The following is a 24,085-nucleotide window of genomic DNA, read 5'->3' on the forward strand; positions in this document are numbered from 1 at the left end:
TTAATAATTAAATTAACATTAACCGTAACCATATATGACACATGAATTTAATTTTTTTATTAATGAAATAAAAAAATAAGGAATGTTTTTTTATTGTTTTTTCATATGTAATTTCAATTTTAAAACCACATGATTTGTTGTATTTTTGTTTCTGAATTCGATTAGTTGTAAAAAATAAGGAAATGAAATGAAACATGGCTTTTGCATTGCCAAGGGTGATGCCTGTTTGAACATTAAAAAAAGCATCACGGATTTACCCTTAAAAATAGAAAACTTACGAGATGGATACCTATTTATTGGAGATAAATCTCGATTTGAAAAAATGGTAGCGGATAACGAAACGCTCTATCTGATTGGGACAATTAATAATAGACAATTACTTGAAAGCCTTGTCGGTCGCTATGATGCTTCGGCATGGAGCCTGCGCGATATCGAATTACTCCATACGATTTTTTTATATCTTGGCACACATGCATTATCTCTGGCAGAAGGGAGCTTCTTCTTTTTTAAAGAAAATAACAAAGGGGAGTTAACCTTACTGACAGACCCCAATGGATTTATGCCTGTACATGTTATTCATGACCATACCGCACTTTGGATAACAGATCGGCTAAAATTTGTTGGTCGCGTTGCTCAAAAAGGCATTTTTGATTTCATGCCTGAAGATAAAGTCATACAGCATGTTCTACATTCAGATACGTTTACACCAATAAAAAACGCCATCAGACTCAAACCCGGCTCTATCAATCAGATAAAGAAAGATATGCAGGGTTATGAATATCTGGGTAGTGATAATATTTACCCTGCCAATACCAACAAGCAGTTGAATATTTCCAAAGACGTGCTGTTCGAACTTATCGACAACTACCTGAAAGCCCCCTTTCGTTCTCTGGTACAGACGCACCAGACCGTTGGCATTCCACTGTCTGGCGGTCTGGATTCAAGCCTGGTAACTGCACTGGCCAGCCAGTTTTTTCAACACATTAAAACCTGGTCTATAGGCACAGAGATCAGCAACGAGTTTGAATACTCTCAAATGGTCGCGGATGCACTTGGCACTGAGCATCATGTTAAAATACTGACGGAAGCCGATGTCATCAATGGCGTTATCGAGGCCATTTACCATAATGAAATTTTTGATGGCCTCTCTGCTGAGATTCAATCGGGATTATTTAATGTCTACCGAATGGCGCAGAACAATGTAAGTGTCATGATGACAGGCTATGGTTCGGATCTATTATTTGGCGGCATATTAAAACCGGGCGAAAAATACGTATCACCTAATAAAGTTCTCTGTGAACAGGTTTACCGAACTCGTTGGACGGGAGAGTTTGTTTCTCATGGTGCTGCTCATTACGGGTTACAGCTTAACCATCCATTTTGGAATAATGATTTAATTTCTCTCTGCAGGAACCTTAACCCTGATTATAAGATCAAAGATAATGAAGTAAAAAATATACTCAGAGAGTACACAGAAAAATTAAACCTGCTCCCCAAAGAAATTGTCTGGCGTAAAAAAATTGGCATTCACGAAGGTTCATCGGTTAACAAATCATTTGCTAATATACTTGGCCTTCATGTTGATAACTATAGCCATAAAACCCGCTTTACTTATCGGGTCTACAAATCCTTCCTGGAAAATACACTCTCACTGGAAAACACTACCAGTGATCATCTACGCAAACTAATAATGGATTAAAAAATGATTCTTGAAGAGACACGAGATAACGTAAAAATTATTACGCTTAATCACCCCAATAAACATAATCCTTTTAATCAGGCCCTGGAAAATGCCGTCAAAGCAGCATTAAAAAATGCAAATAGCGACCCGGAGGTTAACGCTATCGTTGTTTACGGAGGGAAAGGATGTTCATTCTCCGCAGGCGGCGACTTTAATGAAGTAAAAAACCTCTCCGGTGGCGCTGACGTTGAACGCTGGATTGATCGTGTTATCGACCTTTACGAAGCGGTGCTGCACATTAATAAACCCACGGTGGCCGCTGTAGATGGCTATGCTATCGGCATGGGATTTCAGTTTGCCTTGATGTTCGACTACCGAATTATGGCGAACGGCGCACGTTTTGTAATGCCTGAACTCAAACATGGTATCGGATGCTCTGTCGGCGCGGCTATTCTGACATTTACCCATGGATATAACCTAATGAAGGATATCATCTTCAAATGTCAGGAATTGGATGAGAACTTTTGTCTTTCACACCACATTGTGAACGAAAAAGTCGAACCGCATCAGCTACTGGAGCGTGCATTCGCGCAGGCCAAAGAATTGGCGGCGTACCCTTATGCCGCGCTGTCAAAAACCAAACAATCCACTAACCGGAGTTTTCTCGAACTCCTTGAGAAAACAAGAATTGAATCTAAAGAGGTTCATAAAGCCGCTTTTGGCGCACGGGATGCACAAAAGCATTTTCATCACATTCTCGGAAATAAGTACTAAAAGAGGAAAAATAGTAGCATGTTAAATTATATCGCTCTCATGGATTCGGGTTTTGGCGCACAAATGCATAGCAGCGACTTCATTGACGCTAAACCGGAAGAGATAAAAAACCTTCTCATGCGTCAAGGGTTTCTGCTGGTGAAAAACATTGCCATGGATGCCAATCAATTCAGGGACACATACTCCGCCTATGGCAAAATCGTCGAGTATGCCGATGAAAAAATTGGCGTTGGCTTCGGCTATAAAGATACCTTAAAGCTGGAGGGTGAAAAAGGAAAAATTGTCACAGGCCGTGGACAATTACCATTCCATGCAGATGGGGGGCTATTACTTTCACAAGTCGACCAGGTATTCCTTTATGCCGCCGAAATTAAAAACATGAAATTCAGAGGTGCGACGACAGTCTGTGACCATGTGTTGGCCTGCCAGGAAATGCCGGCTCATCTTCGCAGAGTTTTGGAAGAGGAAACATTTGAAGTTCGCGTGTTGGAGCATGGATATTACGTTGATGTCTCTCCGGCCGGTTGGTTTAAAGTTCCAGTGTTTACAGACCTGGGGTGGGTACGGAAAATGTTGATGTACTTCCCGTTCGATGAAGGCCAGCCAGCAAGCTGGGAACCTCGCATCGTCGGATTTAGCGAATATGAAACAAAAGCCTTCTTCGACGAATTAGGACAGTTCATGAAACAGCCTCGCTATTTCTACAAACATTATTGGGAAGATGCAGACCTTTTAATTATGGATAATAGGCGAGTCATCCATGAACGCGAAGAGTTTAATGACGATAATATCATTCGTCGCTTGTATCGTGGTCAGACCGTCGAAGCATAACCACACCGAAAATTAAGATTATTTAATTAACTGGCCTGGTATTATCATACTGGCATGATGGGTTTTATTTTTTTAAAACCACGGCCAGTTTTAATAATGGAGGTTTTATGGAAAATATTAATACCGAGTTGGTGTTCGCGCGATATCGCACCAGAACTCTGACATTCAAACTGCTAGCCTCAGCATTACTGAGTAATAAGAAGACAAGAACCGTATCAATTTATGTTTTAAAGAAAATATTACATATTAGCCAAGATACAGTATTAAAACTGGTTAATGGTATTTACTTTGGTGGCGAGACATTAAAACAAGTAACCCATACCACCTCAGCACTGGGGAGAGAAAACATCAATAGTATTATTGATTATGCTATTGAAGGCGAGAATACAGAGTCGATTTACAATGATGTTATGAGTAAGACTCTCTCCCTCATTGACATCGCAGCTGAAAATAAAAACATCCCTTTTGTGGTCATTAAACCTTCATCCCTTGGCAGCATTGAGTTATACCGCGCCATCACCCTTAACCAAAACCTGACGCCAGAACAGCAGCAAGAATGGGAAAATGTGACCAAACGGTATATCCAAATCTTTGACGCTGCTGGCGATAAAAAAGTCAGGATCATGGTCGATGCAGAGCAATCATGGATACAACCGGCCGTAGACGATTTCATTATAAGTATGATGAGGAAATATAATCAAAACTATCCTCTGTTGACATTAACACTGCAATTTTATTGCAGAGACAAACTTGAACGACTGAAAGAGTATTACCAGCAGGCATGTGAGCATCATTTCTATCTGGGTATAAAACTGGTGCGGGGTGCTTACCTTGAAGAGGAGAATCGCATTTGTCATGATCACTGTTTTACTGAAAAATTCGAGACAGATAATAATTACAACAGTGCTATTCAGTTTGTTGCCGATCACATCGACCGTATCTCTCCTTTTTTCGCCACGCACAATGAGCACAGCCTGGCGTTGATCCGACAAAGTCCAACATTAAAGAAAAATATCTGGTTGGGTCAGCTCTATGGTATGGGAGACCATATTACCTGGTCACTTAATCATGAAGGTTTTTCCGTATGTAAGTACGTGCCATTCGGGCCATTAAAAAAATCGTTACCTTATCTTCTAAGGCGAATTGAGGAAAATGCTATCCCCTCAACCACATTTTCCACAGAGAGAAAGCTTATCAGAAAAGAACTTCATCGCCGAATAAAGAGGATTGTGTTATGAAAAAAGACTTCACCTGCAAAATAAAAAACACAAGTCAAACGTTCCATCTCACAGAGGAAGAGACTATACTTTTGTCCTCATACCAGGCAGAAATACCACTCAAGTATCATTGCAATGCCGGGCATTGTGGTATTTGTAAAGTCAAACTAATTCAGGGAGAAGTGGATATGCAACACACCGGAGGAATATCCCGGGATGACATAAAAAACGGCTATATTCTGCCTTGCTGTACACAACCTTTAAGCAATATTGAAATAGAAGTTTAGCAAATTAACTTACCTAATTTAATAAAAGGATGCTAATGTTCTCCTGTGCTATTAGAGTGGCTGTAACCATATTAGCTATTTGTGTTACCAACAGTAGTTACGCAAACTGCATGCAAGAGGAAAAGATAAGTCAAGGGGTTAATTATCTCTCGCTTATTAATCACGGAAAGAAAGATTTAGCCATCCTTTCTTTTTTTGATAATAATACTTCACACCCTAATCGGGGGCTGAGTTTTTATATCAAAGACAGCCATGGTTATAGCATTATTCCTGTTCCAGATAGTAATGTGTTCATCTGGTTTGACTATAGTCTATCGGCGTCTCGTATTAATATCTTTGATTATCGGCTTTACCATTCCCCCAAAGGAAAGAAACTGATTAGCGTACAAAAACGGGGGGATGATTTGACTGCCATGCAACCGATCAAGGTAACGGTTTATAAACTGGTAGAAAGCCATAATGACCCTGGAGTCCCGCCTTACAGTTGGGTTATCGAAAAAACATTAACAACCAAAGAGAGATATGGTTCTGCTTATGAAGTGCTGGATAATATTCGCTATCTTTGCTCTGTTCTTTAAATTACTGAACCCTGTTAGTGCAAATACGAAAAAACCGGACCATCTGCGTTTTTACGCTCGCCTGACACAAGAATTTATCGACGGCTGGTATTCACCTTGTCTGGGAGAAAAAGTGTGGCCAATTAAAACCCCTCGAACCGAAGCCTCATGGTTATCCGGTCGGCTCAATGCATTGGTATCAGTTGGGCTAGTCAAAAAAACAGACCGAGGTAATAACAGTATATGGTCATTAACCCAGTCAGGGCAGGATAATTTTAAGCCTTATGATGATTTCTGTTACGGCAGAATTGCACTTCATCAGATAACACATTATGAGTCTATTTCACCGGAAATGGTTTTAATTAATTACACCTACACGATTGAAGGATTACCTGACTGGGCAAAAAACAAAGATATTCGCCATGCCTTTTCCGAACTGGATAATTGGCTGAGTGGCATTAAGCATACTCAATATCAAGTCACGATTCGCACAGCCATCGGCGGTGCGCCAAAAATACAGTCACCGCCTGAGCCCTTAAATCTGGATTATTGAAAACGCTATGAAATATAATTCTGTTATTTGTGGAATATTACTGATTGGCCAGCTTACACACGCGGCACAGCCAAAATTAATGCCTGAGGAAATCGCCATCAAAGGTGGTGCATTTTATGTCGGTAATATTTTTGGCGACAAAGACTACACTAGCCACGCTAATGTCATCCTCAAACCTTTTTATATTATGCGAACAGAAATCACCTACTCACAATATCAGCACGTGCTTCAATGGGCGGAAAGTCACGGCTACGCATTTGAAAATGGCTGTAATGGCGGCCATTTTGATGATTGTCTGCCCGCAGAGCAAGATAATGGCGGGCACCCCGTCACAACCCTCTCCTGGTGGGATGCAGTGGTCTTCGCTAACGCTTTAAGCGCTTTACAACAATTGACACCGTATTACCTGACCGCAGATGGACGACCTCTCACATCTGTACCCAGAGAACACTCTCTAAGTGTTGTCAGGAATCCCGATGCTACCGGATACCGTCTGCCTTCATTGAATGAATGGCAGGTTGCCGCACGCGGCGGTAGGCCCGCTCTGCTTCAGGGGACATATGGCCGCATCTATTCCGGTAGCGATAACCCAGAAAATATCGCCAATATGCCTAAAGACAACAGCACGACTTTTGATACCCACCCTGTCGCACAACAGCGACCCAATCCTCTTGGCTTATACGATATGACGGGTAACGTCTGGGAATGGATAGACGATGATTTTCAGATGACAGGACTTAATAACATGCACTATTTCTGTGGCGGCAGTTACCTGATGCGCATCAGCAACCTGTCGGAGTGCGATGTTCATACCCCAAATTTCCCGACCTCGGATATCGGTTTCAGGCTGGTGAAACCAGCACCACAATCCCAGTGATTAAATTAAAGGGCGAATCTGGCATTACAAATATGAAGTGCTTTTTTCAATGAGAGAAGAAAATGTTCTAGGGTGTGTCCCTTAACGATTTTTGTACAATTCAGCATTGTTAGAAACTGTGCAAAAAACTTTTAAGCGATAAAGAACGCCCAAAAACGATCGATATCCAACCAAAAACCACCTTTCGGAAATGATTTTGCAGCATTCTTTAACGGGCAGAGAGGTTAAGGGACAGACCCGAGATCTGTTAAATACTGGCATATTTGTAAACAGACACTGGCGCGTAACATGAAGTTTTGATAGCCAAATGTAGTAACAAGCCTGCCGGTGAGGCAGTGAAGAAATAAAGCCACAAAAACAGACAACCTATACACCATGTCAACCAGTAAGGCAGGCCTATCAGCCTGCCTTACTGGTTGGTGATCTCTCTACTGTGATCTCTCTACTGTGATCTCTCTATTGTTGTGCGCTTCTGCCCCATGACATGAGTTCATATGGGCAAATCACGCCTTATTTTACCGGCGGCAAATCAAACAGCAGGATTTCACTGTCTTCGCTGGCCTGCACGGTGATTTCCGTTTCATCCCAGATGGCCAGCGCATCGCTGGTCGTTGCTTGCTGACCGTTAATGTCAATCGAGCCTCGCACCACCTGAATCCATAATACACGGCCCTGTTGAGTCTGGTAGGACGAGGTTTCCTGCGCCTTCAGCGCCCAGCGCCATAGCGTCATGTCCTGAAAGACCTTCAGCGAGCCGTCACGCGCATCGGGTGACAGCACCAGTTGGCGGCCCTGAGGATCGTCAAACCGGCGTTGATCATAGCGCGGCGTCAGGCCGGTTTTTTCCGGCAGGATCCAAATTTGGTAGAGGTGCAGCGGCATATCCTGACGCGCGTTATACTCCGAATGACGAATACCAGTACCCGCGCTCATTATCTGGAACTCACCGGCCGGGATCTGTTCCTTATTGCCCATACTGTCCTGATGCTCTACCGTGCCGGCCAGCACATAGGTCAAAATTTCCATATCACGGTGCGGATGGGTGCCAAAGCCCTGACCGGCTGCAATGACATCTTCATTAATCACGCGAAGTGCAGAAAACCCCATAAAATCAGGATCATAATAATCAGCAAATGAGAAAGTGTGCCAGCTATCGAGCCAGCCGTGGTTAGCGTGGCCGCGATCGTGTGCTTTACGTAAATAAATCATGTTGCGCTCCTGTTGCGTTTTTTTCAGTCTAACGGGCAGCGCATAATATGAAAGCTGAAAAAACTCACCGCTCTGTTCAAAAAATTTCCGCGAGAAAAGGAACCCATTTGCCTCACCCACCGTGACAGCAGCAACAAAAAAAGAAACCAATAGGAAACCAGATTCCAAAAAATACGACGCAAAAAAAAGCCAGCACCCGAGCTGGCTAAAGTAATACTGGAAGCAATGTGAGCAATGTCGTGCCTTCACAGTCAAACCGCATGAGTCGCAAAGAGGGATTCATCAGGTTTTCCCGGAACGCATGGCAATAATAATCATTATCATTCGCATCTGTAAAGCATTTTTTTTGCTCAATATCAGGAAAAACGGTGCTCCTGCATCGACAAAGACAACGACCTGCTGATTACCTATTCATCATCAATGCGTTACGGCAACACTCGCCTCTCATCATGCACCATAAAAAAGCAGGGAGCCCTCCCTGCCTTTGTTGACAACACCGTCTATACCCAGGCTATGCGCTGTGGTGTAGCGCGGCAGCGTTACGCCACCGGCAGCGCCCTTGCCAGCAAACTGAACGGATGTTCACAGGGTTTTTGCGTTGACATCTCAATTTGCCATTTGCAGGTTTCGCAATCGGTAATGACCAGGTCAGCGTCGCTTTCCTCAATTTGGCGAAACAGCGGCGCACCGATACCCTGTGCGGTGTCATAATTCTCTTTCTTAAAGCCGTAAGTCCCGGCGATGCCACAACAGCGTGAATCCAGCACCTGTAATTCAAGGCCGGGGATCATACGCAGTAGCTCAAGGGTATAGGCCGTCCACCCCATACGCTCAAGATGGCACGGCGTGTGGTAGACCACTTTCAGCGGCACCGGTTGCAGCGCCAGTTTGTTCCCCTGCTCCAGTAAGCGGTAGAGATGGCGGGTCGCCAGTTCAATGCCGTCACGCACATGCTGGTTCTCAAGGCCCAGCAAATGCGGGTACTCATCACGCAGGGTGAAAGTGCAACTCGATGACGTGGCAATCACCGGCAGGCTGCGCTGATTGATGGCTTCATCGAGCGCATTGAGGTTAAAACGCGCCTGTTTGCGCGCTTTATCGAGAAACCGGTTGGCAATTAACGCCACCCCGCAACATTTCTCTTTTGTCAGCAACTGTACGCCAACGCCTGCGGCATTAAACACCCGGATCAGGTCGCGCCCCAGTTGCGGGTGGTTGTAGTTGACATAACAGCCGTGAAAATAGGCAACCTGTTGCTCAAAATGCAGCTGTTGCGCCGCCTGCTGGCGATACCAATGGCGAAAAGTGCCGTGGGAATAGCGCGGTAACTGGCGACGATGGTCGATTTTCAGCGCTTTGTCGAGCAACTGCCGCATCGGTTTTAATCCGGTCAGCGTATTGACCAGCGGGGCTAACGGCGTGGCGACGCTACCCATCAAATCGGTGTGGCTTAAGATGGCATCCCGCAGCGTCGGGCGGTGCTTGCTGTGACTGGCTTTCGCCCGCTGGATAATATCGCCGATACGAACATCAGACGGGCAAGCCACTTCACAGCGCTTACAGTTGGTACAGTATTTCAGCGCTTCATCAAAGAGCGACGGGTCTTTACGCCGCAAGCGCTCGCCGTCCGGCCCGGCCTGTTTTGGCCCCGGATAGAGCGGGTTGACACCTGCAACCGGGCAAGCCGTGGTGCAGACTGTGCACTTAATGCAATTCTCAAAACTGGTATCCGCCTGGCTCATTACGGCTTCTCCCTGACTATCGTTTGTGCCACATGCAGCGCGCTCAGTAGCGACACGCCCCCGCCACACCCCTGGCGCAGCGGGTCATAACCGCGCAATACCGAGCCAATCGCAAACACCCGCGGCTGGCTAACGCCCGCAAGCGAGGGATGTAGCTGCGCATCCACCTTCACGCCAAACTGTAAATAGGGCTGGGGGGCGAACACATCTTGCTGGCTCCAGTCGGCCTGCGCAGGCAGGAAGTCAACATCCAGCCCAAACACCGGCTCAATCACCCGGTCACGCTCGGCCACCAGACCGTTGCTAAAAAAGCTGCCGCTCGCCAGCACGGCGTACTGTGCCCGCAGCGGCATATCGCCGTGGCTACGGGTATGCACCACCACCTCGTCCGGCTGTGCCTTAGCCGAAATCACTTTGTCACCCGGCATGACGGTGCCGCCGGTCTGGCGAAAACGCGCCAGCAGCGCCTGATGTAACTGCATGCCGGGTAGCGAGGGCGGCAGTGTTGCCAGCAGCCCTACCGGTTTACCGAGCGCGGCGTTCAGCCGTGCATGTGCGCTGGTACCGATACAGGCCGGCAGAATGATGGCATCGTTGCCGTGCGAGCATGTCAGCAATTCTTCCGTCAGCGCCGCCAGACCCGCAGGGGTTTCCAGCACCCGCGCCAGATTGAGCGAGCGGAACTCGCTCGGGTTCTGGCGCAGGTTATCCAGAACCGGCAGACGTAAATCATCAGCACGCGCGGCGATGCCCTGAGTCTGTAACTCTCCGGCCACCAGCCGGGCCTGGAAATCCATAAACCCTTCGATACCGGCAACCAGTGGCTGACGCCACGCCGGTGCGCCCGGCAGGCCACGCGATACGCTCTCTGCCGGGCTCAGCCAGCAATCGCGCCAGATACCCAGCGGCGTTAAGCGCTGATGCGACTGCGCGAATGAACCGCGTAACCACAGCCCGCAGCGCGCCAGCAGCGCTTGCGCTTGCCCGGCAAGCGTTGCCACGGCGCTGGCTCCCATCAGCGTGTAAGGGTGATGCGGTGCCTGCACTGCCAGTGCCTCAAGCGCTTGCAGCGGCTGCGTGACTGGCGTGCCATCGGGCAATGCCGTGAGCAAATCCAGCGCGCCGGAGGCAAACGTCAGGGCGCTTTGCCCCACGCTGACTATCGCACAGCGCTTGCCCTGTTCTTGCAACTGAATGCCGCAGGCCAGTCCAGCCAGCCCGCCGCCAATGATCACCACGTCATAACGCATCGCTACTCTCCTGTGGCCGTGCCTGTAATCCACACAACCCCTGATAAACCCAACTGGTAAATTCACTTTCGCGCAGCGTGTTGCCCCAGGCGATAGGCCGCATCCCTTTCCAGCGTTCATTGAGGAACTGGCTCAATTGCGAAATCGCCTGCTGCGGAGTGGACTGGCCCAAACGGCACAGCAGCCCCGCCGCCCGGCAAGCGCATAATTCGCCCTGACAGGTACCCATGCCCACACGGGTACGGCGGCGTAAATCGGTCAGATTATTAACCTGAAGGGATTCCACGGCATAACGCACCTCACCCGCCGTCACCGCTTCGCACTCACACACCAGGCTGCTGTCTACCCGCTGGCCGGAAACCAGTGTCGCCGCCCGCTGGCCATGACGATAAATCGCCGAACCGCGTAACGGTGCAGACAACGGCGAAGCCGCCTGGGGCTTATCTTCTGACGGCATTTCAGAGCCGGGCAGCGGGGTTGACGCCGTGGTGCACGATGCTCGATGGCCCAGCTTTTCGCAGACTTTATCTGTCACCCATTCGGCCATCAGGCGGTAGGTCATCAGTTTGCCGCCGGTGATGGTGACAAACCCTTCCAGACCGTCACGGCTGGCATGATCAAGCAGCACGATCCCCCGGCTGACGCTGCGCCCGGACGGGTCATTGTCACTGGCAACCAGCGGGCGAACCCCGGCATAGGCGCGTAAAATCCGGGTTTGCGCCAGTTGCGGAGCCAGCAGGCTGCCTTCACGAATCAGGGTATCGACCTCTTGCGGCGTCACCTGCATGTTATCTATCTGGTCATAGTCGATACGGGTCGAGGTGGTGCCAATCAGCGAGATGGTATCGCCCGGCACCAGAATGTCGGCGTCCGCCGGTTTGCGGCAACGGTTGATGACCCGGTTATTGATGCGATGCCCCAGGATCAGCAGTGTGCCTTTGGCCGGGAACATCCGCACGCTCAGGTCAGCATATTCGGCAATACGCTGCCCCCAAATGCCGCCTGCGTTGACAACCACCTGTGCATATATTTCACTGGCAACATTGCGTTTATGGTCGAAAACGCGCACACCGGTGACACGACAGCCCTGACGGATCAGCCCAATAACCTCATGATAGGTCAATACTTCCGCCCCATGCTCACAGGCGTCAATCATGTTGGCAGCCGTCAGGCGAAAGGGGTCTACCGTACCATCCGGCACCCTGACGGCCCCGATCAAATCCGGGTTTGCCGCCGGTTCAAAGCGTAGCGCTTCTTGTGGGTCCATCGCTTGTGCGTCAATCCCCGCCTGCCGGCAGGCATCGATAAACTGCGCCTGATACTCGAGAGAATCTTGTGGCAGCGTTAAAAACAACCCATCGGTAGGTTCAATACAGTGGCGGGCAATGCGGCGTAAAATCCGGTTTTCCTCAATACACTCACGGGCCGATTCCGCATCCGTCACCGCATAACGCGCCCCGCTGTGCAGCAACCCGTGGTTACGTCCGGTTGCCCCGGTGGCGATATCATGCCGCTCCAGCAGCAGGCAGCGCAGGCCGCGTAGTGCACAATCGCGCGCCGTTCCTGCCCCGGTCGCCCCGCCGCCAATAATGACCACATCGGTTTCCCGCCGTAAGCCTGCGTTTGCCATGTCTGTTTTACCTCGGTTGGATCGCGCCCGTATCGGGATATTGAGGCAAAGTAAGACATAAACCCACACAACAATGATTGATAAAGAACAAAAACACTCAAAAAACGAAAACAAAGCGCCGTCTTAAAAAAGAAAATGTGACTTGAATCACTCAAATTTGAAAAATGATTATTTCAATTATGTTATCTAAAGCTCAAAATGACGCACTTCGTCATAAAAGTGTAACAGTTGCGCGTTAACTCACACCAAAGTGCGCGCATATTCGATACGCTTACGAGCGTTATAGAAAATAACTATCGGGGATTTTTATGCTGAGCATTTTTAAGCCTGCGGCGCACCGGCCGCGAGTGGCAGAACACCAGGTCGATCCACTCTATCGTCGTCTGCGCTGGCAAATATTTTTGGGTATCTTTTTCGGCTACGCGGCTTACTATCTGGTCAGAAAAAACTTTGCTCTGGCGATGCCTTTTCTGGTTGAGCAAGGTTTCTCTCGTGGCGATCTCGGTTTTGCGCTCTCCGGCATTTCCATCGCCTACGGGTTCTCCAAATTTATCATGGGAGCCGTGTCTGACCGCTCCAACCCACGAGTGTTCTTACCCGCAGGCCTGATTCTGGCGGCGGCTGTGATGTTGCTGATGGGCTTTGTGCCGTGGGCCACCTCCAGCATCATGGTGATGTTCTGCCTGTTGTTTGTCTGTGGCTGGTTCCAGGGGATGGGATGGCCGCCGTGTGGCCGTACCATGGTGCACTGGTGGTCACAGAAAGAGCGTGGCGGTATCGTTTCTATCTGGAACTGTGCTCACAACGTCGGCGGCGGTATTCCACCGCTGCTATTCCTGCTGGGGATGGCCTGGTTCAACGACTGGAAAGCCGCGCTGTACATGCCTGCTTTTGGGGCCATTCTGGTGGCACTGTTCGCCTTCGCCATGATGCGCGACACCCCGCAGTCTTGCGGCCTGCCGCCGATTGAAGAGTACAAAAACGACTACCCGCCGGATTACGACGAGAAAGCTGAGCAGGAGTTGACGGCAAAAGAGATCTTCATGCAGTACATTTTCCCGAACAAGCTGCTGTGGTATATCGCCGTTGCTAACGTGTTCGTGTATTTGCTGCGCTATGGCATTCTCGACTGGTCGCCAACGTATCTCAAAGAAGTGAAGCACTTCGCACTGGATAAATCCTCCTGGGCATACTTCCTGTACGAATACGCCGGTATTCCGGGCACGCTGCTGTGTGGCTGGATGTCTGACAAGGTGTTCAAAGGCAACCGTGGTGCCACCGGCGTGTTCTTTATGACGCTGGTGACTATCGCTACTGTCGTTTACTGGATGAACCCGGCGGGCAACCCCGGCGTGGATATGGCCTGTATGATTGTCATCGGCTTTTTGATCTACGGCCCGGTCATGCTGATTGGTCTGCACGCTCTGGAACTGGCACCGAAGAAAGCCGCAGGGACAGCCGCTGGTTTCACCGGCCTGTTCGGGTATCTCGGCGGCTCGGTTGCAGCGAGCGCCATTGTCGGCTACACCGTTGACTACTTTGGCTGGAACGGCGGCTTTATGGTGATGATTGGCGGTGGTGTGCTGTCGGTTATCCTGCTGGTGCTGACCATGATCAACGAAACCAAGCATAAAGCAGAACTGGCAAAACGCGCCTGATTCTGTTGCCCCGCCGTGATGTTATGGCTGTTATTCCGGCCTGACATCATGGCTGCCGCCAGCGCCCCTCGCGCTGGCGGGTCTTAGCGTGATAACGCTTACCCCGGCAATACCCTATTGATTACAACAATCACATTTTCACCATCAGGTTTTACCCTACACAGCACAGACTTCCTTCCACTCCAAAAGGACGCTGCAATGAAACCTCTGTTAACACCACTACTGGCTGCGAGTATGACGCTTACCCTGTCGTACTCTACGCTGACTCAAGCCGCTGCAAATACCGATTCAGGCCCACAGGGCGCGAGCAAACATCTTGTCATCGCTCACCGTGGTGCCAGTGGTTATCTGCCGGAACACACGCTGCCCGCCAAAGCGATGGCTTACGCACAAGGGGCGGATTATCTTGAACAAGACCTGGTGATGACCAAAGATAACGCGCTGGTGGTGCTGCATGACCACTATCTCGATCGCGTCACCGATGTGGCCCAGCGCTTTCCCGGCCGGGCGCGGGCAGATGGGCGCTACTACGCCATTGACTTTACCCTGGCGGAAATTCGCTCGCTGCACTTTACCGAAGGCTTTGATCTAAAAGACGGCAAACCGGTGCAAAGCTACCCGAACCGGTTTCCGATGGGCAAATCGGATTTCCGTATTCACACCTTTGAGGATGAAATCGAATTCATTCAGGGGTTAAATCACTCGACCGGTAAAAACATCGGCATTTACCCGGAAATTAAAGCGCCGTGGTTCCACCGTCAGGAGGGGAAAGATATTTCACGGGCGGTACTGGAGGTATTGAAGCGCTACGGCTATAGCCAAAAAAGTGACCGGGTTTACCTGCAATGCTTTGATGCCAACGAGCTACAGCGCATCAAAAATGAACTGCAACCCATGCTGGGCATGAACCTGAAACTGGTGCAGCTCATCGCTGAAACCAGCTGGAAAGAAACCCAGCAGCAACAGCCAGATGGCCGCTGGGTCAATTATGACTACGACTGGATGCTCAAACCGGGTGCGATGGCCACCATCGCCCGTTATGCCGATGGCGTCGGCCCAGATTACCACATGCTACTGAGCGGCAATGCCGGGAGCGTCACCGTCAGCCCGCTGGTCAAAGAGGCGCATGACAACGGTATGGCGGTTCACCCCTATACTGCGCGTGCTGACCGCTTGCCGAAATATGCCAGCGATATCAACGCCCTCTATGCTCTGCTCTATCGCAAGGCGAACGTGGATGGCCTGTTCACCGACTTTCCCGATAAAGCCGTGACATTTTTAAACGCGACTCAACCTTCTTCGGCCAAATAAAGGCGGCGTAAATACATCGGCACCGCCTGATCGCGGTTGGTGCCGATGACCTCGTTATCCGGCAGCCGCTCTTTCAGGCGCTGGTGGGCGTTGTGCATGATGCAGCCTTTTCCCGCCATCGCCAGCATTTCATAGTCATTCATGCCATCGCCAAAGGCGATACAGTCCTTAATGGTGTGGCCGAGAATCCCCGCCACCTGCTCCAGTGCATGGCCTTTGGATACGCCGCCCGCCATCACTTCCAGACAGGTTAACGTCGAAAAGCTGACATTCACGCGGTCGCCCCAGCGCGCATTCAGCGCTTCTTCAAGCGGCAGCAGTTTTTCATGGTCTTCACAGGTGAAGAACACCTTGCCCACGCCATCCGTGCCGAGTGTTTGCGGATCAAACACCCGGTAGCGAAACACCGTCTCGGTAAAAAAACGTTCCTCTTCGGGGCGGGAGCGGCATAAATACCACTCATCATCACGATAGACGTGGGTCATTATTTCCGGGTGGTGATACACCATGGCGTAGAGCTCGCGGGCAATATCCTGGTCAAGATTATGGCTAAACACCAGCTCGCCGTCAGTGTTGTGCACCCGTGCACCATTGGAGGTTATCATATACGCGCTGATGGCAAGGTTATCGCGCATTTGCGCCACATCCATATGGTGACGCCCGGTGGCAAAAACAAAGTGGATGCCTTGTTCCGTCATCTGGCGCAGGGTTTGTTTCGCATAGGGAGACAAGGTGTGATCGGGTGACAACAGAGTGCCATCCAGATCGGAAGCAACAATCGGGTACATAAGGTGAACTCCAACCTCCGCTGGTGCCGGGCGGCCAGGCCGCGCAGACGTATTAATGATAATCGTTGAAATGTTGCAAAATAAGCCGAAAAGCGGCGGTACGCAGCGCATCCTGTTCCGACAGAATATCGTGCCGTGCGCCCTGAATCACCTGGGGGCCACCGCCCGCGCAAGGGTGACCGGCAGCGGCCAGTGCCTGACAAAAACGCACCTGACTGTGGTTATCCACCACCTGCTCGTCTTGCGCCTGCAAGACTAACAGCGGCGTCGTTATCTGCGCCGCCTGTTGCAAGAGCTGGTCGGGCACCTGTAACGCTTCGCGCACCCAGTGATAGGTTGGCCCGCCAATGCGCAAGTCCGGGTCATCCGCATAAAAACGCACATGGTGGCGATAGCGCACGGCACTGTGCGTTAGCACATTGGCCCGAAACGGCAAGGGCTGCCACGGGCTGGTGCCAATAGCGTAATAATCCCGTATGGCCGGATATTTCTGCGCCCAGTTAAGAATGCGCCATGCCAGCCAGTGCGGCATCGGCAGCAGAATACCGCACATCGGCGCGCACAATGCAGCGGCATCAAATGCCTGCGGCTGACGCGCCAGCGCTAAGGCCAGCACCGCAGCGCCCATCGAATGCGCCAGCGCAAAACGGCGGCGATAGGGCGCGGGTGCCACCTGTTGCTGCCATAACGTCAGCACATCATCAACATAATCGCTAAAACGGCGAACATGACCGCGATGGCTGTCTGCCAATAAACGCCCGGAACGGCCCTGACCACGGTGATCCATCATCAGCACATCGTAACCGCACTGAAACAGGTCATAGGCGACTTCCGCATATTTTACATAACTGTCGGTACGCCCCGGCAACACCAGCACCACATCGGCATGCGACGGCGACGTGAAACGCACAAACCGGATGGGCACATCCTCCACACCGATGAACATGCCTTCCTGACGCTGACGCCAGAAATTGAGCAATGGCCCGGTGACGAAGGCAGCGTACTGCCATTCTCTGGTCAGCAGGCTCTGCGTATACGGCTTCATCAGGCACTCTCCCAGGGTCGGTTGCCCGTCGGGGTAGCTTTTTGTGAGCTATAGCACAAACACAGGCATTGGCGTATTGTGGCATAAAACGCCGCATTCAGGGAGCATTCAACCATGACAACCGACTGGTGGTTAACCTACCTCGTTACCACGCTGATTTTAAGCCTGTCGCCCGGTTCAGGGGCGATTAACACCATGAGCACCAGCATCAGCCACGGCTATCGTGGGGCCGTCGCCTCCATTGCCGGGTTGCAGCTAGGTTTGTCGATACATATCGTGCTGGTGGGCATTGGCCTGGGTGCGCTGTTGTCACAATCGGTACTGGCGTTTGACCTGCTGAAATGGTTTGGCGCAGCCTACCTTATCTGGCTTGGCATTCAGCAATGGCGCAGCGCGGGCGCACTGGATTTGCAAACGCTGGCCAACAGCCTGCCGCGCCGCCGTCTGTTCCAGCGCGCCGTTCTGGTCAACCTGACCAACCCGAAGAGCATTGTGTTTTTGGCCGCGCTGTTTCCGCAGTTCATTGTGCCGCACCAGCCCCAGGCGATGCAGTATCTGATACTGGGCGTCACAACGGTGTTGGTCGATGTGGTGGTGATGATTGGTTATGCCACGCTGGCACAACGCATCGCCCGCTGGCTCAAAGGCCCGCGTCAGCTCAAACAGCTTAACCGCACTTTTGGCTCGCTGTTTATGCTGGTCGGCGCATTGCTGGCAACCGCGCGCAAGGCCTGAATCCGCTACTCATAACGGCGAATAACTGGCCCGCTGTTATCATACCGGCGGGCTTTTCACTTTAACGGGAAAGCATCAGATGAAGGCCAAAACCGGTGAACAGCACACCGGCCAGGCCATCAATCCATGTTGTCAGCCGCTGATCCCCCCGGCGCATCGCGGGCAGTGCAAACACCCGAGCCACCGTCATCAACAGCATCGTTTGCTCCTGTTTTGCATTTATGCCTCGCCGTTATCCAGATGCTCGCGGATAACCGTCATAAACGGCGTACCAAAACGCTCGAGTTTACGCTGGCCAACCCCGTTTACCGCCAGCAATTCGCTGGCCGTCACCGGTAGTTGTTCGGCCATTTCCAGCAAGGTGGCATCGCTAAACACCACATACGGAGGAATATTGTCTTCATCAGCAATGGATTTACGCAATTTACGCAGTTTGGCAAACAATTTGCGGTCATAATTGCCGCCATAGCTTTTCTGGCTGGCTTTGGGTTTACTCAGGCTGCCGACGCGCGGCACCGCCAGTTGTAACGGCACCTCGCCGCGCAGCACCGGCCGGGCTGATTCCGTGAGTTGCAGCGCGCTGTGGTGGGCAATATTTTGCGCCAGCAACCCAAGATGAATGAGCTGACGCAAAATACTGACCCACTGCTCCTGGGTTTTGTCTTTCCCGATAGCGTACACCGGCAACGCATCATGGCCGAATTCACGGATGCGCTGATTATTCGCCCCGCGCAGCACCTCAGCAATGTAGCCGATACCGAAACGCTGCCCAACGCGATACACGCAAGACAGCGCTTTTTGCGCATCCACCAGTGCGTCATAACGCCGTGGCGGATCAAGGCAGATGTCACAGTTACCGCACGGCTGCTGGCGGTTCTCGCCAAAGTAGTTCAGCAACACCAGACGGCGACAGGTTTGCGCTTCGGCGAACGCGCCCATGGCATTGAGCTTGTGGCGTTCAATATCCAGTTGCATTCCGGCCGGTTTTTCTTCCAGACAACGGCGCAGCCACGCCATATCTGCCGGGTCATAAAACAGCGCCGCCTCGGCGGGCAGGCCATCGCGCCCGGCGCGCCCGGTTTCCTGATAGTAGGACTCGATATTGCGTGGAATATCGAAATGCACCACAAAGCGCACATTCGGTTTGTTGATCCCCATGCCGAAGGCCACCGTCGCCACCACCACTTGCAGGTCATCACGCAAAAACGCTTCCTGCACCTGTGCGCGGCGATCGTTCTCCAGCCCGGCGTGATACGCCCCGACACTGAGCCCACGGTTTTGCAGACGTGCGCACAGGTCTTCCACCTTTGCCCGGCTATTGCAATAGACAATGCCGCTTTTGCCGCGCTGGCCCTGAATGAACAGCCAGAGCTGGTCGAGCGGTTTGAATTTTTCGACCAGCGTGTAGCGGATATTAGGCCGGTCAAAGCTGCTGATATTCGTCAGCGGGTCACGCAAATCGAGCAGGCGGGCAATGTCCTGCCGGGTAGTCTCATCCGCCGTCGCGGTCAGCGCCACGACCGGCAGCGCCGGAAATTGCTGTTTGATTTGACCGAGCGCGCGGTATTCCGGGCGAAAATCATGCCCCCACTGGGAAATACAGTGCGCCTCGTCAATGGCAATCAGCGTGGTATTCCAGTGGGCCAGTTGCTCCAGAAACCCTTCGGTGCTCAGACGCTCGGGGGCCACATACAGCAATTTCAGTTCATTGCGGCGGCAGGCGTTAAACACCTCTTGCTGCTGTTCACGGGTTTGCGTGGAATTAAGGCAGGCGGCGGCCACGCCGTAAGCCTGTAGCTGGTCAACCTGATCTTTCATCAGCGAAATCAGCGGTGACACCACCAGCGTCAGCCCATCAAGCACCAGCGCCGGAATTTGATAACACAGGGATTTGCCCCCGCCTGTCGGCATAATCACCAGACAGTCACGCCCGCCGATAGCAGCGTTGATAATTGCCTGCTGGCCGGGCCGGAATTGCTGATAACCGAAGGTTTCCCGCAATACCTGTACCGCCAGCGATTCTCTATTCACTACGTCTGCCGTAGACACGCCTTCACCGCTTTCAAAGTTATTCCCGCGTCGGGGGAGAAAAACGCAAACAGGCGCTATTTTCAGCGCCGTTTGTCAAAACTGCAACGCCTGTGGCGGGCTTTTCTGTGACGCCCGCACCGGATGTCAGAACAGATCGTTGAGCGTCACGCCAATGCCATAACGGGTCTGACGGTGGTTGTAATCAATGAGTGATTCGCCGTAGCCACTGAACACCTTGGTATAAAAACGCACATTCGCGTTGATAGGGTAGCTCCAGCCAAGTTCACCGCCGCCGTAACCGCTGTTCCAGTTATAACGCCCTTCGGCACTGATAATCGCATCCCCCCAGCGGTAACCGACCCGTACACGGTAATGGCCCATGTAGTCGATAATGTTTGGGTTATCGTCCTGGCTGTCATGCAAGCGCACCCAGGGCTTGAACTCCACCTGCCAGTTGCCGTTTTGCGCCATTAGCCTGGCGTAAACCCGGTTCCAGCTACGCGAGGTCGGGTCTGCCCGGCCATTGGATTGATGGTTGAACCCCACCTCAACATCGCGCAATGTCCAGCCAGCAAAACGGTAATCCGTCGCCCAGCCTAAAAACAGCTGCGGTTCATAGTTGGTTTCACGAAACGGTGTCGATTGGCTTTTGTTCGACATCTGCCACCACGAACGCTGGGTATAAGATGCGCCCAGCAGTGAGTTATCACCGGCAATCCCCCGCCACAGCGGGAAGCCCAGACTTAGCTGAAAATTCACTTCATCTTTACGGGCATGATCAGCCCAGCGGTAACTCTCTATCGCCTGCTTATTGATGTTGCTGGTGTAGGTGTAGAGCAGGTAGTTGCTTTCATAGGGGTAGAGTATAAACGGCGTGTCATGCTTCTGGAGCAACCCGGCAATAATGCTGCCCGGCACCTGAGGCGCATCATGAATTTCTTGTACCCGTGCTTCCTGTGCCTGAGCACTGGCTGCCAGCATCAGTACGGCGGCCATCCAGCCCGATTGATACATCAATGTTCTCTCCCCAACGTCAGTCAACAGGAAATACAGCAGATAATACGCCGCGAGGGCCGCTTCAGCCATGACGTGGCCTCTTGTCAGCACGGTCTTCATCCAGGCGGAGGCACATCAGGCTGCATAGTGTACACAGCTCATCGGGCAGGTACAGCGGCGTTTATTGCGCGAGAGTGACTAACAGCACAGGGCTTCCCCTGCCGGGGGCGGAGACATGGAAAGAAACCGTATTGGCATCTAAAATAACAATCCATTAACCATGAAATAAATAAAAATTAACTAAATCAGGACGCGCCCTATGCTCACCGCCCCGCTTTCTCAAGACAGCATCCGCCAGCTTGTCGGCGATCTGTTTATTTATCAGATGCCGTTTAATCAGGAATTGGGCCTGGTGCTGGACACCTTCACCCCGGAAACGGTCACACTGCATTTTCACCACCAGCGCAAGCTGGTTGGCAATGCGTTGCAGCAGATTTTACATGGCGGCGTGATTGCAGCCGGGCTGGATGTGGCCGCCGGGCTGGTGTGCGTCGGCAGCGCCTTGCTGCGCCACCCCTCGTTAACCCAGCCGGAGTTACACCAGCGGCTGGCACGCATGGGCACTATCGACCTGCGGGTAGACTACCTGCGCCCTGGTCGGGGTGAGCATTTTACGCTCACCAGCCAGCTTCTGCGCAGCGGCAATAGAATCGCCGTGGCCCGCGCGGAGCTGCATAACGAAAAGCACGCACATCTTGCCAGCGCCGTGGCAACCTATATCGTTGGCTAATCCTCATCGTTAGCTAATCATCGGCCGCCCGAAAACAAGACAGCACGCGAATCGTTCGATAGACTGTTTTTTTAGCTTGCAGGGTCAGGTTTCTCCATGCGTGTTTCATCACAACGTCAGGGCATGCTGTTTGCGCTCGGTGCCTATTTGCTTTGGGGTATGGCCCCGGTCTATTTCAAACTGCTCCATCAGATACCAGCCATCGAAATTCTCAGTCACCGTATCTTCTGGTCATTCGTTTTCATGGTGTTGCTGCTCAGTCTGAGCCGCAAATGGGGTGTGGTGCGGCAAGCCTGCCGCCGCCCGCGTCAGTTGCTGTTGCTGGCGTTAACCGCTGCGCTGGTCGGCTGTAACTGGCTGGTATATATCTGGGCGGTGAACCATAACCATATGCTCGAATCGAGCCTGGGTTATTTCATTAACCCGCTGGTGAATATTCTGCTGGGAATGCTGTTTCTCGGCGAACGTTTTCGCCCGATGCAGTGGCTGGCGGTAATATTAGCCGTGTGCGGCGTGCTGGTTCAGTTGTGGACGCTCGGCTCGCTGCCGGTCATCGCCCTCACGCTGGCATTCAGCTTTGGGTTTTATGGCCTGCTGCGCAAAAAAATCGCCATCGACGGGCAGACCGGTATGTTATTTGAAACGCTGTGGCTGCTGCCTGCGGCGCTGATTTATCTGGTGTGGCTGGCGGACTCGCCCAGCAGCAACCTCAGCACTAACCCGATGTCGCTTAACCTGTTACTGATGGTATCCGGTATCGTCACCACCGTCCCGCTGTTGTTCTTCACTGCGGCGGCCGTAAGATTAAGGCTCTCCACACTGGGTTTCTTTCAGTATCTGGCCCCCACGCTGACCTTTTTGCTGGCGGTGCTGGTTTACGGTGAAACCATCACGCCAGACCGGCTGATCACCTTCGCCTTTATCTGGCTGGGGCTGCTGGTTTTCACCCTGGATGCGCTCTATACCCAGCGGCGCTTACGCCGCAGCCACCGTCGCGTGGCGTGAAATATAGCGCGACAGCATCGGGCTGAAAATCAGGGTGGAGAGCAAGCGCAAGGTCTGCATGGCGATGACAAACGCAATATCCACCCGGCTGCCCGCGGCAATAATCGCTATCGAGTCCAGCCCGCCGGGGCTGGTCGCCAGATAGGCCGTCAGCATATCGACGGACAGCAGATGGGTCAGCATCAATGCCATGCCGCCACAGAGCAACATCAGCACCACAATCGAGGCCATCATTTTCGGCAAAGTGCGCAGCGCCAGCAAAAACACCGGACGGGTAAACGCCAGCCCGACACTCCAGCCAATCAGCGCGTACGCCAGCGCCAGCAGCCATTCTGGGGTTTGCAGCGTTAATGTGCCGCTGGAGTGCAGCATGGCACCGACTATCATCGGCCCCAGTAGCTGACCGGAAGGAATGCGCAAGCGGCGGCCAAGCCAGGCGGCGCTGAATGCCACCACCAGCGTGGCCGGGAAATGCCAGTCCAGCGCCGGAAACCAGCTGCCCAGCACACTGTTTGCCTGTGCGCTACTGCCAAGACCGGCGCGGGCGACAACGGCGGCGTCGGCCGTTACCATCAACACTCGCAGGTATTGCATAAACGCCACCAGCCGCACATCTGCGCCAAAATCCGCCGCCATCGCCACCATAGCAGATGCGCCGCCCGGCGATGCGCCCCAGGTACCGGTGGTGCCGGGCAGCTCGCTATAGCGCATCAACAACCAACCGGATAACCCGCTGGCCACCAGGGTTGAGATCAAGACAAACACCACCAGCGGCCACTCTCTGACCAGCGGCGTCAGGATCGATAACGACAGACTTTGTGCCACCAGGCAACCGAGCACGGCATTACTGGCATAAAACAGCGGGCGAGGCACGCGGATCGTCGCCCCTTTCAGCCCCATCGTCACGCCAACCAGCATCGGCCCCAGTAACAACGCAGCAGGTACATGGTAGATCTGTAAAACCCAGCCGAGCAGTAACGAGACGGCCAGCAATACGCACCACTGTTTGGGGATGGCGTGCTTTGATATGGATACAGATTGTTCGGATCCGGAAGGTGGCCTCGCGCCAGTAAACCTCGCCATGACTGACACCTGTCACAACAGAAAATACAGAACAA

At 52.0% G+C, this 24,085-nt stretch carries 22 protein-coding genes and 1 pseudogene; 13 read left to right on the plus strand and 10 right to left on the minus strand.

Annotated elements, in window-relative coordinates; all coding sequences use genetic code 11:
- The first annotated feature begins 187 nt into the window (after positions 1–187).
- The 8 genes from DAQ1742_RS18920 to DAQ1742_RS18955 all read left to right on the plus strand — a co-directional run bounded on the left by DAQ1742_RS18920 (position 188) and on the right by DAQ1742_RS18955 (position 6,777).
- On the plus strand, positions 188–1,699 hold the full coding sequence (locus DAQ1742_RS18920) for an asparagine synthase family protein (RefSeq protein WP_035344774.1): 1,512 nt from the start codon (positions 188–190) through the stop codon (positions 1,697–1,699).
- 3 nt (positions 1,700–1,702) lie between these two features.
- The gene (locus DAQ1742_RS18925; RefSeq protein ID WP_035344777.1) at positions 1,703–2,455 is read left to right on the plus strand and encodes an enoyl-CoA hydratase/isomerase family protein; all 753 of its coding nucleotides are present in this window, start codon (positions 1,703–1,705) and stop codon (positions 2,453–2,455) included.
- An 18-nt stretch (positions 2,456–2,473) separates the two neighbouring features.
- Positions 2,474–3,286: a TauD/TfdA dioxygenase family protein gene (locus DAQ1742_RS18930; RefSeq protein WP_035344780.1), complete on the plus strand. Its 813-nt coding sequence runs from the start codon at positions 2,474–2,476 to the stop codon at positions 3,284–3,286.
- A 107-nt stretch (positions 3,287–3,393) separates the two neighbouring features.
- A complete protein-coding gene (locus DAQ1742_RS18935; protein ID WP_035344783.1) occupies positions 3,394–4,524 on the plus strand; it encodes a proline dehydrogenase family protein in 1,131 nt (376 codons plus the stop codon).
- Positions 4,521–4,790, plus strand: a complete 270-nt coding sequence (locus DAQ1742_RS18940) for a 2Fe-2S iron-sulfur cluster-binding protein (RefSeq protein ID WP_035344786.1) — start codon at positions 4,521–4,523, stop codon at positions 4,788–4,790. The genes DAQ1742_RS18935 and DAQ1742_RS18940 overlap by 4 nt, the downstream gene beginning before the upstream one ends.
- A 110-nt stretch (positions 4,791–4,900) precedes the next feature.
- Positions 4,901–5,368 (plus strand): carbapenem self-resistance protein CarG family protein, encoded by a 468-nt coding sequence (locus tag DAQ1742_RS18945; RefSeq protein ID WP_232046559.1) that lies wholly within the window; start codon positions 4,901–4,903, stop codon positions 5,366–5,368.
- Positions 5,325–5,900: a hypothetical protein gene (locus DAQ1742_RS18950; RefSeq protein ID WP_051124139.1), complete on the plus strand. Its 576-nt coding sequence runs from the start codon at positions 5,325–5,327 to the stop codon at positions 5,898–5,900. The genes DAQ1742_RS18945 and DAQ1742_RS18950 overlap by 44 nt, the downstream gene beginning before the upstream one ends.
- A gap of 7 nt (positions 5,901–5,907) precedes the next feature.
- Positions 5,908–6,777, plus strand: a complete 870-nt coding sequence (locus tag DAQ1742_RS18955; protein ID WP_067487359.1) for an SUMF1/EgtB/PvdO family nonheme iron enzyme — start codon at positions 5,908–5,910, stop codon at positions 6,775–6,777.
- A 510-nt stretch (positions 6,778–7,287) separates the two neighbouring features.
- Here DAQ1742_RS18955 and DAQ1742_RS18960 read toward each other — a convergent pair.
- The 4 genes from DAQ1742_RS18960 to glpA all read right to left on the minus strand — a co-directional run bounded on the left by DAQ1742_RS18960 (position 7,288) and on the right by glpA (position 12,608).
- On the minus strand, positions 7,288–7,986 hold the full coding sequence (locus tag DAQ1742_RS18960; protein ID WP_035346385.1) for a pirin family protein: 699 nt from the start codon (positions 7,984–7,986) through the stop codon (positions 7,288–7,290).
- A gap of 539 nt (positions 7,987–8,525) precedes the next feature.
- Positions 8,526–9,728, minus strand: coding sequence for an anaerobic glycerol-3-phosphate dehydrogenase subunit GlpC (glpC, locus tag DAQ1742_RS18965; RefSeq protein WP_035344789.1), 1,203 nt, complete (start codon positions 9,726–9,728; stop codon positions 8,526–8,528).
- Positions 9,728–10,978 carry a glycerol-3-phosphate dehydrogenase subunit GlpB gene (glpB, locus tag DAQ1742_RS18970; protein ID WP_035344792.1) on the minus strand — a complete coding sequence of 417 codons (1,251 nt, stop codon included), beginning with the start codon at positions 10,976–10,978 and terminating at the stop codon, positions 9,728–9,730. Before glpB ends, glpC begins: the two co-directional genes overlap by 1 nt.
- Positions 10,968–12,608, minus strand: a complete 1,641-nt coding sequence (glpA, locus tag DAQ1742_RS18975) for an anaerobic glycerol-3-phosphate dehydrogenase subunit A (RefSeq protein WP_035344796.1) — start codon at positions 12,606–12,608, stop codon at positions 10,968–10,970. The genes glpB and glpA overlap by 11 nt, the downstream gene beginning before the upstream one ends.
- 308 nt (positions 12,609–12,916) lie before the next feature.
- On the opposite strand from glpA, the gene glpT reads away from it, so the two are divergent.
- Together glpT and glpQ are read left to right on the plus strand one after the other, a co-directional pair.
- Positions 12,917–14,266: a glycerol-3-phosphate transporter gene (gene glpT / locus DAQ1742_RS18980; protein WP_035344799.1), complete on the plus strand. Its 1,350-nt coding sequence runs from the start codon at positions 12,917–12,919 to the stop codon at positions 14,264–14,266.
- Between the two features lie 198 nt (positions 14,267–14,464).
- Positions 14,465–15,577 carry a glycerophosphodiester phosphodiesterase gene (gene glpQ / locus DAQ1742_RS18985; protein WP_035344802.1) on the plus strand — a complete coding sequence of 371 codons (1,113 nt, stop codon included), beginning with the start codon at positions 14,465–14,467 and terminating at the stop codon, positions 15,575–15,577.
- Here glpQ and yigL read toward each other — a convergent pair.
- Positions 15,556–16,365, minus strand: a complete 810-nt coding sequence (gene yigL, locus DAQ1742_RS18990; protein ID WP_035344805.1) for a sugar/pyridoxal phosphate phosphatase YigL — start codon at positions 16,363–16,365, stop codon at positions 15,556–15,558. The genes glpQ and yigL overlap by 22 nt on opposite strands.
- Positions 16,366–16,417: 52 nt before the next feature.
- Positions 16,418–17,410, minus strand: coding sequence for a lysophospholipase L2 (pldB, locus tag DAQ1742_RS18995; protein ID WP_035344808.1), 993 nt, complete (start codon positions 17,408–17,410; stop codon positions 16,418–16,420).
- A gap of 114 nt (positions 17,411–17,524) precedes the next feature.
- Here pldB and rhtB point away from each other — a divergent pair, with 114 nt between their 5' ends.
- Positions 17,525–18,145 carry a homoserine/homoserine lactone efflux protein gene (gene rhtB, locus DAQ1742_RS19000; RefSeq protein WP_035344811.1) on the plus strand — a complete coding sequence of 207 codons (621 nt, stop codon included), beginning with the start codon at positions 17,525–17,527 and terminating at the stop codon, positions 18,143–18,145.
- A gap of 61 nt (positions 18,146–18,206) precedes the next feature.
- Here rhtB and DAQ1742_RS19005 read toward each other — a convergent pair.
- The 3 genes and pseudogenes from DAQ1742_RS19005 to pldA all read right to left on the minus strand — a co-directional run.
- Positions 18,207–18,329: pseudogene (locus DAQ1742_RS19005) on the minus strand (threonine export protein RhtC); the annotation flags it as partial.
- A 35-nt stretch (positions 18,330–18,364) separates the two neighbouring features.
- Positions 18,365–20,194, minus strand: a complete 1,830-nt coding sequence (gene recQ / locus DAQ1742_RS19010; RefSeq protein WP_035344813.1) for an ATP-dependent DNA helicase RecQ — start codon at positions 20,192–20,194, stop codon at positions 18,365–18,367.
- A gap of 126 nt (positions 20,195–20,320) precedes the next feature.
- Complete coding sequence (gene pldA / locus DAQ1742_RS19015; RefSeq protein WP_035346387.1) at positions 20,321–21,190, minus strand: phospholipase A; 870 nt, start codon at positions 21,188–21,190, stop codon at positions 20,321–20,323.
- Positions 21,191–21,491: 301 nt separating this feature from the next.
- Here pldA and DAQ1742_RS19020 point away from each other — a divergent pair, with 301 nt between their 5' ends.
- Together DAQ1742_RS19020 and rarD are read left to right on the plus strand one after the other, a co-directional pair.
- Positions 21,492–21,962, plus strand: a complete 471-nt coding sequence (locus DAQ1742_RS19020; RefSeq protein ID WP_035344816.1) for a thioesterase family protein — start codon at positions 21,492–21,494, stop codon at positions 21,960–21,962.
- 96 nt (positions 21,963–22,058) lie between these two features.
- The gene (rarD, locus tag DAQ1742_RS19025; RefSeq protein ID WP_035344819.1) at positions 22,059–22,967 is read left to right on the plus strand and encodes an EamA family transporter RarD; all 909 of its coding nucleotides are present in this window, start codon (positions 22,059–22,061) and stop codon (positions 22,965–22,967) included.
- Here rarD and DAQ1742_RS19030 read toward each other — a convergent pair.
- Complete coding sequence (locus DAQ1742_RS19030; protein WP_083961107.1) at positions 22,938–24,050, minus strand: AbrB family transcriptional regulator; 1,113 nt, start codon at positions 24,048–24,050, stop codon at positions 22,938–22,940. The genes rarD and DAQ1742_RS19030 overlap by 30 nt on opposite strands.
- Between the last annotated feature and the right edge of the window lie 35 nt (positions 24,051–24,085).

Origin of the sequence: Dickeya aquatica (assembly GCF_900095885.1) — a bacterium.
Taxonomy (GTDB): domain Bacteria; phylum Pseudomonadota; class Gammaproteobacteria; order Enterobacterales; family Enterobacteriaceae; genus Dickeya; species Dickeya aquatica.

What these genes read in the sequence shown, in the direction of transcription:
- DAQ1742_RS18920 (WP_035344774.1), top strand. Translation starts at nt 188, where the DNA reads ATGAAACATGGCTTTTGCATTGCCAAGGGTGATGCCTGTTTGAACATT.
- DAQ1742_RS18925 (WP_035344777.1), top strand. Translation starts at nt 1,703, where the DNA reads ATGATTCTTGAAGAGACACGAGATAACGTAAAAATTATTACGCTTAAT.
- DAQ1742_RS18930 (WP_035344780.1), top strand. Translation starts at nt 2,474, where the DNA reads ATGTTAAATTATATCGCTCTCATGGATTCGGGTTTTGGCGCACAAATG.
- DAQ1742_RS18935 (WP_035344783.1), top strand. Translation starts at nt 3,394, where the DNA reads ATGGAAAATATTAATACCGAGTTGGTGTTCGCGCGATATCGCACCAGA.
- DAQ1742_RS18940 (WP_035344786.1), top strand. Translation starts at nt 4,521, where the DNA reads ATGAAAAAAGACTTCACCTGCAAAATAAAAAACACAAGTCAAACGTTC.
- DAQ1742_RS18945 (WP_232046559.1), top strand. Translation starts at nt 4,901, where the DNA reads ATGCAAGAGGAAAAGATAAGTCAAGGGGTTAATTATCTCTCGCTTATT.
- DAQ1742_RS18950 (WP_051124139.1), top strand. Translation starts at nt 5,325, where the DNA reads ATGAAGTGCTGGATAATATTCGCTATCTTTGCTCTGTTCTTTAAATTA.
- DAQ1742_RS18955 (WP_067487359.1), top strand. Translation starts at nt 5,908, where the DNA reads ATGAAATATAATTCTGTTATTTGTGGAATATTACTGATTGGCCAGCTT.
- DAQ1742_RS18960 (WP_035346385.1), bottom strand. Translation starts at nt 7,986, where the DNA reads ATGATTTATTTACGTAAAGCACACGATCGCGGCCACGCTAACCACGGC.
- glpC (WP_035344789.1), bottom strand. Translation starts at nt 9,728, where the DNA reads ATGAGCCAGGCGGATACCAGTTTTGAGAATTGCATTAAGTGCACAGTC.
- glpB (WP_035344792.1), bottom strand. Translation starts at nt 10,978, where the DNA reads ATGCGTTATGACGTGGTGATCATTGGCGGCGGGCTGGCTGGACTGGCC.
- glpA (WP_035344796.1), bottom strand. Translation starts at nt 12,608, where the DNA reads ATGGCAAACGCAGGCTTACGGCGGGAAACCGATGTGGTCATTATTGGC.
- glpT (WP_035344799.1), top strand. Translation starts at nt 12,917, where the DNA reads ATGCTGAGCATTTTTAAGCCTGCGGCGCACCGGCCGCGAGTGGCAGAA.
- glpQ (WP_035344802.1), top strand. Translation starts at nt 14,465, where the DNA reads ATGAAACCTCTGTTAACACCACTACTGGCTGCGAGTATGACGCTTACC.
- yigL (WP_035344805.1), bottom strand. Translation starts at nt 16,365, where the DNA reads ATGTACCCGATTGTTGCTTCCGATCTGGATGGCACTCTGTTGTCACCC.
- pldB (WP_035344808.1), bottom strand. Translation starts at nt 17,410, where the DNA reads ATGAAGCCGTATACGCAGAGCCTGCTGACCAGAGAATGGCAGTACGCT.
- rhtB (WP_035344811.1), top strand. Translation starts at nt 17,525, where the DNA reads ATGACAACCGACTGGTGGTTAACCTACCTCGTTACCACGCTGATTTTA.
- pldA (WP_035346387.1), bottom strand. Translation starts at nt 21,190, where the DNA reads ATGTATCAATCGGGCTGGATGGCCGCCGTACTGATGCTGGCAGCCAGT.
- DAQ1742_RS19020 (WP_035344816.1), top strand. Translation starts at nt 21,492, where the DNA reads ATGCTCACCGCCCCGCTTTCTCAAGACAGCATCCGCCAGCTTGTCGGC.
- rarD (WP_035344819.1), top strand. Translation starts at nt 22,059, where the DNA reads ATGCGTGTTTCATCACAACGTCAGGGCATGCTGTTTGCGCTCGGTGCC.
- DAQ1742_RS19030 (WP_083961107.1), bottom strand. Translation starts at nt 24,050, where the DNA reads ATGGCGAGGTTTACTGGCGCGAGGCCACCTTCCGGATCCGAACAATCT.